The following is an 11066-nucleotide window of genomic DNA, read 5'->3' on the forward strand; positions in this document are numbered from 1 at the left end:
TTGAACAGATTCCATTTACCTGTGCGGAGATCCCAAAGCTTAAAATGCCAATTAACCTCTATGAGGCATATAGCTCATGATATTTTGGTGTTTACAGCCTCATCAACTAAATCTTTGAAAATAGCGTCTTACAAAAAAGGACTCTGGCATTTTCTCAGAGTCCTTCTGCTTATTTCTGCGGAATCAGGGATGCATTCATCCCCTGAAAGCGCGGTTTGTGTGCCTTGCTCAGACGGAACAGTCCGCTTACTGTGATACTGATCTCAGGCAGTCTGCCCGGATAGCGCTCCACATCATTCTTGCGCAGATATGCTCTGCCCTGCACCATAACGCGGTCCCCTGCCTCAAGCTCATAGGCTTCATCTGCACGCCAGTTTCTGGCTGTAAAACTGATCACATCCACAGATCCTTCTTCATCATGAATATGGTAATATACCCTGCTGTTTGTCTCCTTCAGCAGCGTACTGATCTTACGGTCCTGATTATGCAGCGTAATCCTGCCGAACGCCATCTTCTCATCCTTGTCCGGACCCATATCCCCCCGCAGATGCACAGCACCGTCTTCCTCAATGGTTCCGATTGCGGTCACATAGTAACAAACCACATTGTGTTCATGATCACGAATTGTTTCAAATGTAAAATAATCTCTTGGTCCCATCATTGTCTATTTTTCTTCCCAAATATGGCTCTATTCAGATAATCAATGGCTTTATACCACAAAAACAGGCATTGTGCTACCATGAATCCAGAAAAAGCGGAGGTTTTCATGACTACAGTACTGAAATCAATTGAAATCACAGATATTGCAGGATTTTCCATCGGTCAGTGTGAGGATGAAAAAAAGGCGACTGGTGTCACCGTTATTCTGACTGGAGAAAAAGGTGCAGTATGCGGCGCTGATGTACGGGGAGGCGGTCCGGCCAGCCGGGAAAATGCGCTTCTCAATCCGCTGGCAGCCAATGATGCAGTGCATGCCGTTGTTCTTTCAGGCGGTTCTGCTTTCGGACTGGAAAGCAGCTGCGGCGCCATGCGCTGGCTAAAAGAAAAAGGCATCGGGTTCGCAACTGCGTATGGACCCGTGCCGATTGTTGTCAGTTCCTGCATCTTTGACCTTGGCATCGGTGATCCTGATGCATATCCAGATGCGGCCATGGGCTATCAGGCATGCCAGAATGCCGGGAATTTCCGCCAGGGAAATCACGGTGCCGGCATGGGTGCAACTGTTGGCAAAGCACGCGGCATGGAACATGCAATGAAAGCAGGCATCGGCGCAGCTGCTTACCAGCTGGGCAGCCTGCAGGTAGGGGCGATTGCCGTGGTTAATGCCTTTGGCGATATCTATGATCCCGATACCGGCAGGAAACTTGCCGGCCTGCGGGATGAGTCGGGAACCATGGAGCCAGCCTGCGAAGAAGCACTTTACCAGATGACACCCCAGCCATCCAATACCAATACAACCATTGCGGCGATTCTGACCAACGGCATCTTTGACAAGACTGAGCTGACCAAAATTGCCGGCATGGGTCATGACGGCTATGCCCGCTCAATCAATCCGGTTCATACCATGTTTGACGGAGACACTCTGTATGCCCTGAGCCATCCGCAGGTCAAAGCTGATATCAATGTGGCTGGCACGCTTGCTGCAAGAACCGTTGCCAAAGCTATCGATGCAGCTGTTCTCCATGCCACTTCTGTCTTTGGATTGCCTTGTGCAAATGATATGAAATAATCAGAAGCAGTACATTCACAGCACCCGTATCAATAAAAGAGGCCTGGAACAGAGCTAAACCATCAGCACCTGTTACAGCCTCTTTTACTTTGCTGCAGCCATGAGCTTTTCTCTCTGGCGGACGGCACGTTTCAGCCAGCCGCCCTGGAAGTAATACAGGAAAAACATGATTGATGTTGCGATCCAGCTGATCGGATAACAAACGAGAGTATCAAACAGACGGGAGGCAGGGAAAAACAGGATCCACAGGATTCTGAAGGCCCCTACGCCAATCGCAGTCATGGCCATAGGGACAATCGAGTCACCGCATGCACGCATGGATGATGATAGAATCTCAACACCACAGAATGTCACCCAGAACGGACACATGTACCACAGCATCTGCATGCCAATATTGATAACACCTGCATCCGGTGTAAACAGACGGTAGATCCAGCGGCCCAGCAGCATGCATCCCAGAGAAATTGCCCCGGCACCAATGACATACATCAGCAGTCCTCTGTGAATTCCCTTCTTTACCCGGTCAATCTTGCCTGCCCCAAAGTTCTGGCCACAGAATGTCAGCACAGCCTGGCCAAGTGCCGCAGAAGAATTCCAGAACAAAGCATCAATCTTGCCAAAGGCAGTGAATGCTGCCACCGTATCCGTGCCATAGCCATTGACGCTGGACTGAATGAACAGATTGGCGATGGAATACAGGCAAGACTGAATGCCAACCGGAAAACCAATGACAATCACACTCGCCAGCACCTTCCAGTCCACGGACAGATCGCGCATCTTAAAAGCATAGATATCTTCCGTTCTGGCAAGCACCCACAGTGTCAGAGCACAGGAAACAACTTCCGAAAGCACCGTAGCGATGGCGGCTCCGGCAACGGACCAGTGAAAGCCAACGACAAACAGGATATCAAGTATAATATTGGTGAGGCAGGATGCTACCAGAAAATACAAAGGGCGTTTGGAATCACCAACAGCACGCAGAATACCGGCTCCGTTGTTATAGATCAGTGAGGGTACCATACCGGCCAGATACAGGCGCATATAGATCAGAGAATAGCCATAAATGGAATCCGGCACTTTCAGCAGATGCAGGATGGAAGGTGCCAGCAGAATACCGCCAATAGTAAAAACAATGCCCAGGATGAGTGACAGGTACATGGAACTGTCTACTGCTTTGCGCACGCCTTCCTCCTGGCGGCTGCCATAATACTGGGCAATGACAACTGTCGCACCGGAACTCAGGCCGACAACAAAGCCCACCAGAAGATTGATGACAGTACCGGTAGAGCCCCCTACTGCACCAAGAGCTTCCTTGCCGACAAAGTTTCCGACAACGATCGCATCGACTGTGTTGTAAAGCTGCTGGAACAGAGATCCAAACATAATTGGAAAGAAAAAAAGAAGGATCTGTCTTCCAATCTTTCCTTCAAGCATATCATTTTTCGTATTCATGCCCAATCCTCCTTTACACTTGCGGCAGTCCGCCCACTATTTGCGATGAAACAAAGATCCCTGCGACGCCTTCTGACGGAACATCCTCCGTCTGATTTCTGCTGTTTCCAGATCCGGAAACTTCTGATGAAAATATGATACAGACGGTGAGGCGAAAGCAGCGGCACAGGACACGAAGCCAGCCTGACCAGCACAAACAGTGCCAGTCCCGTCACCAATGCCCCAAGGACAATGGCACCATGATACCACCATCCTGCTATGAATAAAGCAATTCCCAGAAAAAAGGCGGTCAGAATTGCAGAATATTGCAAATTATTTTTCCATTTTTTCAGAATAAAACCATGAATATCATTCTTTTCCGGATTTTCACAGAATGATGTCTCTTTACTCTACCGCCTTGAGCGACTCTGCCATATTGATCCTGCGGATCACGCGCCGCATCAGCACATTGACAACCATGGCAAAAAGCATCGTCACAGCAAACGAAAGCACGTATGAACGCAGAGATACATGAACATCAAACGACATTGCATCAACCACAATGCGTGCCATTACGGCATGGACAAACAGAGTGCCTGCCGGCAGGCCAAGCAGACCGGCAAGAACAGAAAGAATGATATTTTCACGCAGAACATAACTGTACGTCTCTCCGGGATAGAAGCCAAGCACTTCAACGGTTGCAATTTCCCGGCTTCTTTCAGCGATATTGATACTGGTCAGATTGCAGATGACAACAAAGGCAAGGGCACCGGAGAGAACCACAATCAAAGCAATGATATAGTGCAGGCAGGACAAAGCTCTGTCCACCGTATGCCTTGTGTGCTGCAGCCTTTCCAGTCCGGTAACTCCACTGATGGATGTCAGTTCCTTTGCAAAGTCATCCGAACTGTCACTGCATTTCAGAAGGAATATATTCGTCTGCCATGTACTTCCATCCATGACAGCATCACTGTTCATGATGACAAAACTTCCGATGTAACTATCAAAAACACCTGCGACTTTCACCATCAGACAGTTATGATCACTGTCTGTCATAACAAGTGCATCCCCCTTCTGCAGATGAAGACGGCGGGAGATCGAACTGCTGATAACCGCTTCTCCTCCCGATGGATACGAAACCGGTTTGCCATCCTGCATCAGATGCCAGTATGAACCAAAATCATCCTCATCGGCAAACTGGTACAGATGCACCCCGTTCATCTGCACATCACTGCCTGCCGTGACAATCGTTTCCCTGCCCGCCAGCATGCCATTGATATGTTCTTTCTGCTGCAGTCCGCTTTCCACCTGATCCTGTTTCCCACTGGCAAAAGACAATGCCATGTCATACGTCTGAATGCTGTCAAACTGCAAAGAAGAAATTCCGATCATGGAATCCCTGACGCCAAAGCCGGTTACCAGCAGTCCCGTGCAGCAGGCAATGCCTGTTACAAACATGACCAGACGCTGCGGATAGCGGAAAGCATTGCGCAGGGAAATCTTCTGCAGGAAGGAAAGACGCTGCCAGAATGAAAAACGTTCCAGGAACAGATGGCGGCCATGGCGTGCCGGCAGCGGTCTGATCAAAGCAGCAGGCGTACTTTTCAGCTCATGATGGCAGCTGTACCACGTACAGGCAAGCATTCCTGCCATTGTCACTGCCAGTGTTCCTCCTGCAAGAGAACCAGAAAACACATACGGCATCCGGGCAAAATGATAGCTGACCTGATAGGCTTTCCAGAAAATCTGCGGCAGCGCCCATGTACCGCCGAAAAAGCCAATGATCCATCCTAGCAGGGAGGCACTGCCTGCATACAGCAGATACTTTGCCGTGATGGCACCGTCAGAGAAGCCAAGTGCCTTCAGTGTGCCAATCATGCCGCGTTCCTCTTCCACCATGCGGGTCATTGTCGTCACGCATACAAGCATCGCAATCAGTACGAAAAATACCGGAAACAGGCTGGCAATACCGCTGACAATCGATGTATCGTTCTGAAAGCTCACATAGCCGGCATTATCTTTCCGCGTCAGTACATATGTCTTTGGTGAAACGATGCCGGCAGCCTCACCAGACCATTCCGTCAGAAAATGATCTGCCAGCAGTGTATGATAACGTTCATCGGACACCTGAACACACTTTTTCTCCACCTCATCCTGAAATTCCGATACAAGATCATCATATGCCTGACTGTACGCATCTGCCTTTTCCAGCAGTGTCAGATCCACCTCTGTACAGACATCACCAAAAACATCGTCCATCACATAGACAAATGCCTGAACAGAGCCCGTCCCGATCGATGCTGTACCGCGATCATTGCCAATATACAGCGGCGAAGAACAAAGTCCGGAAATCGTATATTCCTTTCTTTTCAGATCATCTGTTTCCAGTGTAACAGTCTTGCCAAGATCTTGTTTGTCAAAGAAACTGTCATCCCCCAGGCACTCGGATGTATCTGCCGGCATGCGGCCGGCAGTCAGCGCCGGCACATTGATCTTTTCCGGCAGAGCAAAAACCGTATACACATCTCTGCGTCCTGAGAATGAACCCATGGAAGCAAGACTCTTCTGTCCTTCCGCCTGTCCGATACCATCCAGATCCGCAAGTGCACTGACCTCCTTATCCGTAAAGCCAAGGGAAGAATACAGCCGGTAATCATACAGATTCTGCTGTGAGAAGTAATTCTGTGCAACCGTCTCCATGGCATGACGGGTAATACGCAGGCCAGAGAAGAAACCGGCACCAAGCATCACAATCAGCACCAGGGCGAGCCAGCGCCCCGGAAAGCTGAGAATAGACCGTCTGGTCAGCTTACCAATTCCTTTCATGATCCTCACCAGACAATCTCATCCACATTCTGGATATGCCCATTCCTGACATCATCCAGAATTCTGCCGCTCCGCATGTGAATGATGCGGTCTGCCATCGGCGCAATCGCCTGATTGTGCGTGATGATGACAACCGTTGTATGCCGCTGTCTGCTCAGCTCATACAGCATCTTCAGCACTGCCTTGCCATTTTTATAGTCAAGGGCCCCCGTAGGTTCATCACACAGCAGCAATGATGGATTCTTTGCCAGAGCACGGGCAATGGCCGTGCGCTGCTGCTCCCCGCCGGACAGCTCAGAAGGAAAATTATGCATACGTTCCTGCAGCCCAACCATTTCCAGAGCCTGCCTGGCAGGAATGGGATGGTCACAAAGCTGCGCTGCAATCTCCACATTCTCCAGAGCTGTCAGATTCGGAATCAGATTATAGAACTGAAAGACAAAGCCAACATCATGGCGGCGGTACTCTGTCAGTTCTTTATCTGAGAAGGCACTGATCTCTTTATTCTGCAGATAAATATGCCCCGATGTCAGCCGGTCCATGCCCCCGAGCATATTCAGCAGGGTCGTCTTGCCAGCCCCGGAAGAACCAAGAATCACACAGAATTCTCCCTGATCAATCGTAAAGCTGGCCCCATCCAGAGCATGCACTGCAGTACTGGAGCTGCCATAGATTCTGACTGCATTCTCAAACCGGATATAACCCTGTGCCCGTTCCATATATGAAACCCCTTTCATATAGTATTGTAATCCTGCAAAAGAAAAACAGCCAGACATTATCCGGCTGTCCGATGGTGATGGAAACGGCTGCTCATATAGATTACCGTCCAGATGATACTCATGCCCAGAGCAATGGCAATGGCAAATTCCATCATGACAAAAAACTGCTGCTGAAACTCTTCCATGCGGTTCTGCACTGCCGCCAGCATGCCGTAATACAGATAGGATCCTGGAATCAGCGGGATCGCAGAAGGAATGACAAACAGCGTTGCCGGCGCATGCAGCAGACGGGCAAGAACTTCTGCATAGCCTGCCGCAAATGCAGAGGCTGCCAGGCAAGGCGCAAAGACATGATGCGTGATATGAAACAAAAACAGATAGATGCTCCAGGTGAACAGGCCGCCAAGGCTGGCCGGCAGAAGCAGCTTCCCCCGTACCCGGAACATGATGGAAAAGCCAAGCGATCCAAAGAAAGCCGCGGCCAGCTGAATCAGAACTGTCTGCATCTTAAAGCCTCCCTGCTGCCATGATGGCAAGCATAAAGCCAGCCGCAATCACCGCTGCCCGCACCATGCTTTCCGTCAGACGCAGCGTACCGCTGATCGTATCCCCAACCAGTACATCCCGAATGGAATTCGTCATTGGAATACCGGGAATCAGCAGCATGATATCACCAATCATAATCATATCTGCATGCAGGCCTGGAATGGCACGGCCAAGAAGACAGATGCCAAATCCGCACAGGAAACTTGTCAGAAGATTAAATGATACGGCATTGGGGCAGTATGGCTCCAGATAGCTCACAAGCAGAGAGACAAACAGTCCCATCAGGCCGGAGGCAATACCATCCACAAGCGTCCCCCCAAAGAAGATGGCAAAAGCCGCAGCTCCCATCACACTGCCAAAATACAGCCAGAATATTTTCTCTTTCTGGTTCCGGATCACTTCAATCTGCTCATGCAGCACTGCCGCAGTGCACGGCCTGCTGCAGAAGGAACGGCTCAGCTGATTCAGCTGCTCCAGACGGCGGAAATGATTCGCAGTACTCATCAGAACACGTTTTGTCTCTGTATATTCACAACCGTCAGGATCTTCCATCGTCACAACAATACTGCTGGTAATGACAAAGACATTCATCCTGGCAGCGCCAGACGCCACACCCATGCGGGTAATCGTATCCTCTACCCGTTTCACCTCACCGCCGCTGACTAACATCAGCTCACCAAGATCCATCAAAGCATGCAGCAATTCCCTGCGCTCCATATCTTTCATCCTTCACACAATCTTTCAGTCGCCATTGTAGCAAAACCAGAAAAACAAGCCAAAGAAAATAAGAACCAAAGATAAATATCCTTTCCCCGCGTCAATTCTTCATGCCTGTACACACCGTTATATGTACTCTTGCCCAGATGCTTTTCTGGAATCCGAAAATTGCCTCTGCATGAAAGCACAAAAAAACCTGAAGAAATCTCTCCAGGTTTTCCAAGCCATACTCTGATTAACGCTTGCTGAACTGCGGTGCACGACGAGCAGCTTTCAGACCATACTTCTTACGTTCCTTCATACGGGAATCACGTGTGAGGAATCCAGCCTTCTTCAGTGCAGGTCTGTAATCTGCACTGGCTTCCAGCAGAGCACGGGAGATGCCATGACGCATAGCACCAGCCTGGCCAGCATAACCGCCGCCATAAACATTGATCTTGATGTCAAACTGACCCTTTGTCTCAGTCAGTACAAGCGGAGCATTGACCTCCATACGCAGAGTAGCCTGCGGGAGATACTCTTCCAGAGTGCGTCCATTAACTGTGATCACACCTGTACCCGGAGTCATAAAGACACGGGCAACGGACTGCTTGCGGCGTCCTGTTCCGATGTAAGTAACTTTCTTCTTACCTGCCATTGTCCTTATCCTCCTTACTTAATCTTCAGCTCAACAGGCTTCTGAGCTGCATGAGGATGTTCAGCACCCTCATAAACGAATACATGCTTGCGCATCTGATCACCGAGCTTGTTATGCGGCAGCATACCAGTGATCGCCTTTGTGACCCACTCAACTGTATACTGTTCACGCATCACCTTTGTGCTTCTGACACGCAGACCATTCGGATACTGGGAATGAGAGAAGTAGAACTTCTTGAAATCCTGATCACCAGTGATGCGAACCTTATCTGCATTAATGACGATTACATAATCGCCGCAGTCAACATTAGGTGTGTAAATCGGCTTGTTCTTGCCCTTTAATACTGTTGCGACCTGAGAAGCAAGACGTCCCAGGACACAGTCAGTGGCGTCTACCACATACCACTGACGCTTGACTTCGTTTGGCTTAGCCATCGTTGTCTGACGCATATTTCATCCTCCATATGTAGTTTCCGGGGCTACATTTGGCATGAGATGCCGACTGTTATTTTACGTCCAGCCATTCTTCCAGTCAACCATTATTTATAGCTGAAAGCACTGAAAAACAGGAATTTCCAGGTGCTCTGCCGCCAGGATAAAAAGCTCTGGCAACCCAGAGCTTTGAGAGTTACATGGAAACGATGTTAATCCAGGTCAGCACCGTTGGACGCAATAACCTTCTTGTACCAGTAGAACGAATCCTTGCGGCTGCGGTTAAGTGTACCCTTTCCTTCGTCATCCATATCAACATAGATGAAGCCATAGCGCTTTCTCATTTCACCAGTTCCGGCTGAGACAACGTCAATGCATCCCCATGTCGTATAGCCAATCAGATCAACGCCGTTCTCAATTGCCCTGTCCATCGCCTGAATATGCGGGCGCAGATAATCAATCCGGTACTGATCATGGATACTGCCATCCGGCTCAACCTTGTCATATGCACCAAGACCATTCTCCACTACCATCAAAGGCAGACGATAACGGTCATAGATCTTCTCCAGGAAGTATTCAAGACCAGTCGGGTCCAGTGACCATCCCCAGTCAGAATACTGTAGATAAGGATTTCTGGCCCCATTGGAGAAGTTGCCTCCAACCTTTTCATCAACTTTATGTGTTGTCACAACACCGGATGAATAATAGCTGAATGTATACATGTCAACGGTGCCGGCTTCCAGATCGGCAAGATCCTGTTCCGTAATGTCGAGATGAACATCATGAATGCGCCACAGTCTCTGTGCAAACGGAGAATAGCTTCCAAAGACATGGACATCTCCGCAGTAGTACGTCGCATTCTCCCAGTTGTGTTCATTTTCCAGAACATCATTTGGATCGCATGTACCCGGATAAGAGCAGGAAGTAGAAAGCATGCAGCCGATCATGTTGTCAGGATCGATGGCATGACCGATCTGTACAGCCTTGGCACTGGCCACAAGCTGATAGTGCAGCTGCTGGTATGCTTCCTGATATTCGGCATCTTCCTGTGCCTTATCCATATGAAGCATTTCTTTCTTCATCGGAATAAATGCACAAGTATTATTAATCTCATTGAATGTCAGCCAGTAATGAACAAGGCCTTTATATTCAGTGAAGCAGGTTGTCGCAAAGCGGACATAGAAATCAATCAGCTGACGATTGTTCCAGCCGTCATAGTTCTGTTCCAGATACAAAGGTGTATCAAAGTGCCAGATCGTAACCAGCGGTTCAATATTGTACTTGTGCAGCTCCTCAAACACCTTGCGGTAATGTTCAATGCCAGCCGGATTTGGTGTCTTTTCATCACCGCGCGGATAGAGACGGCTCCAGGAAATGGACATTCTGTATACCTTGAATCCCATCTCAGCAAAAAGCGCAATATCTTCCTTATACCGGTCATATTCATCAACAGCATTATGATTCGGATAATGAACGCCATCCAGCACAGCATAATGTGCACCTTCCGGCAGATGGGCAAACTGATTCATCTTTCCTGGTTTGCCATCCTTGTCAATGTATGTGATATAACGAGGCTCTTTATAGGAGCCTCCCGTCGTTACATCCGTTTTTGCAGGACCTCTGCCATCTTTGTCCCATCCACCTTCTACCTGGTTGGCTGCCGTAGCACCGCCCCAGAGAAAACCTTCTTGAAAATGAGCCATATATTCCTCCTTATGATATATAAATGATAGCGCATTCAGATAAAAGGGATATGATTTTTTAGTTATCTTTCATCAGTCCCCGAAATCCCAGGGTTTTCAGGACTCATCGTATCAGAGTGACTGCCCTTTTTAACAGGCATGATTGTCGAGTACTTACAAGAAAGCGAAAAACGAGGCTGAAAGGCCTCGCTTTTTTGGGTATGCTGAAGGGAAAAAAGAAAAGGATCCGTAAGGATCCTTGCTAACCTGGCAGCGTGCTCTTTTTGCCCGTAAGGCTATCTTCGCCGCTGAAGTGCTTAACTTCTGTGTTCGGGATGGGAACAGGTG

At 49.0% G+C, this 11066-nt stretch carries 10 protein-coding genes and 1 rRNA gene; 1 reads left to right on the forward strand and 10 read right to left on the reverse strand.

Annotated features, from left to right (window positions below):
- Positions 1-169: 169 nt before the first annotated feature.
- Positions 170-661, reverse strand: a complete 492-nt coding sequence (locus tag MOZ60_RS10920) for an OB-fold nucleic acid binding domain-containing protein (protein WP_277645117.1) — start codon at positions 659-661, stop codon at positions 170-172.
- A gap of 105 nt (positions 662-766) precedes the next feature.
- Between MOZ60_RS10920 and MOZ60_RS10925 the strand changes: the two genes are divergently transcribed.
- Complete coding sequence (locus MOZ60_RS10925; protein ID WP_370596707.1) at positions 767-1729, forward strand: P1 family peptidase; 963 nt, start codon at positions 767-769, stop codon at positions 1727-1729.
- 84 nt (positions 1730-1813) lie between these two features.
- Here MOZ60_RS10925 and MOZ60_RS10930 read toward each other — a convergent pair whose 3' ends face one another.
- From MOZ60_RS10930 to rrf, 9 genes are all read right to left on the reverse strand, one after another.
- Entirely contained in the window at positions 1814-3181 is a 1368-nt protein-coding gene (locus tag MOZ60_RS10930; protein WP_108774445.1) for an MATE family efflux transporter, read from the reverse strand.
- A gap of 384 nt (positions 3182-3565) precedes the next feature.
- Complete coding sequence (locus tag MOZ60_RS10935; protein ID WP_370596708.1) at positions 3566-5986, reverse strand: ABC transporter permease; 2421 nt, start codon at positions 5984-5986, stop codon at positions 3566-3568.
- Between the two features lie 5 nt (positions 5987-5991).
- Complete coding sequence (locus tag MOZ60_RS10940) at positions 5992-6705, reverse strand: ABC transporter ATP-binding protein (protein WP_370596709.1); 714 nt, start codon at positions 6703-6705, stop codon at positions 5992-5994.
- 56 nt (positions 6706-6761) lie between these two features.
- Complete coding sequence (locus MOZ60_RS10945; RefSeq protein ID WP_108774450.1) at positions 6762-7211, reverse strand: threonine/serine exporter family protein; 450 nt, start codon at positions 7209-7211, stop codon at positions 6762-6764.
- A gap of 1 nt (position 7212) precedes the next feature.
- Positions 7213-7968 (reverse strand): threonine/serine exporter family protein, encoded by a 756-nt coding sequence (locus tag MOZ60_RS10950; protein WP_277645526.1) that lies wholly within the window; start codon positions 7966-7968, stop codon positions 7213-7215.
- Between the two features lie 235 nt (positions 7969-8203).
- Entirely contained in the window at positions 8204-8605 is a 402-nt protein-coding gene (gene rpsI / locus MOZ60_RS10955; RefSeq protein WP_108774452.1) for a 30S ribosomal protein S9, read from the reverse strand.
- A gap of 14 nt (positions 8606-8619) precedes the next feature.
- Entirely contained in the window at positions 8620-9054 is a 435-nt protein-coding gene (gene rplM, locus MOZ60_RS10960) for a 50S ribosomal protein L13 (protein WP_108774453.1), read from the reverse strand.
- Positions 9055-9248: 194 nt separating this feature from the next.
- Positions 9249-10739 carry a family 1 glycosylhydrolase gene (locus MOZ60_RS10965; RefSeq protein WP_370596710.1) on the reverse strand — a complete coding sequence of 497 codons (1491 nt, stop codon included), beginning with the start codon at positions 10737-10739 and terminating at the stop codon, positions 9249-9251.
- A 244-nt stretch (positions 10740-10983) separates the two neighbouring features.
- A 5S ribosomal RNA gene (rrf, locus tag MOZ60_RS11615) occupies positions 10984-11066 on the reverse strand; the annotation flags it as partial.

The organism is Grylomicrobium aquisgranense, from assembly GCF_033971865.1.
Taxonomy (GTDB): domain Bacteria; phylum Bacillota_I; class Bacilli_A; order Erysipelotrichales; family Erysipelotrichaceae; genus Bulleidia; species Bulleidia massiliensis.

Excerpts from the sequence above, each read along its gene's own strand:
- MOZ60_RS10965 (WP_370596710.1), bottom strand. The coding sequence starts at position 10,739 with ATGGCTCATTTTCAAGAAGGTTTTCTCTGGGGCGGTGCTACGGCAGCC.
- MOZ60_RS10930 (WP_108774445.1), bottom strand. The coding sequence starts at position 3,181 with ATGAATACGAAAAATGATATGCTTGAAGGAAAGATTGGAAGACAGATC.
- MOZ60_RS10935 (WP_370596708.1), bottom strand. The coding sequence starts at position 5,986 with ATGAAAGGAATTGGTAAGCTGACCAGACGGTCTATTCTCAGCTTTCCG.
- MOZ60_RS10920 (WP_277645117.1), bottom strand. The coding sequence starts at position 661 with ATGATGGGACCAAGAGATTATTTTACATTTGAAACAATTCGTGATCAT.
- MOZ60_RS10945 (WP_108774450.1), bottom strand. The coding sequence starts at position 7,211 with ATGCAGACAGTTCTGATTCAGCTGGCCGCGGCTTTCTTTGGATCGCTT.
- rplM (WP_108774453.1), bottom strand. The coding sequence starts at position 9,054 with ATGCGTCAGACAACGATGGCTAAGCCAAACGAAGTCAAGCGTCAGTGG.
- MOZ60_RS10950 (WP_277645526.1), bottom strand. The coding sequence starts at position 7,968 with ATGGAGCGCAGGGAATTGCTGCATGCTTTGATGGATCTTGGTGAGCTG.
- MOZ60_RS10925 (WP_370596707.1), top strand. The coding sequence starts at position 767 with ATGACTACAGTACTGAAATCAATTGAAATCACAGATATTGCAGGATTT.
- MOZ60_RS10940 (WP_370596709.1), bottom strand. The coding sequence starts at position 6,705 with ATGGAACGGGCACAGGGTTATATCCGGTTTGAGAATGCAGTCAGAATC.
- rpsI (WP_108774452.1), bottom strand. The coding sequence starts at position 8,605 with ATGGCAGGTAAGAAGAAAGTTACTTACATCGGAACAGGACGCCGCAAG.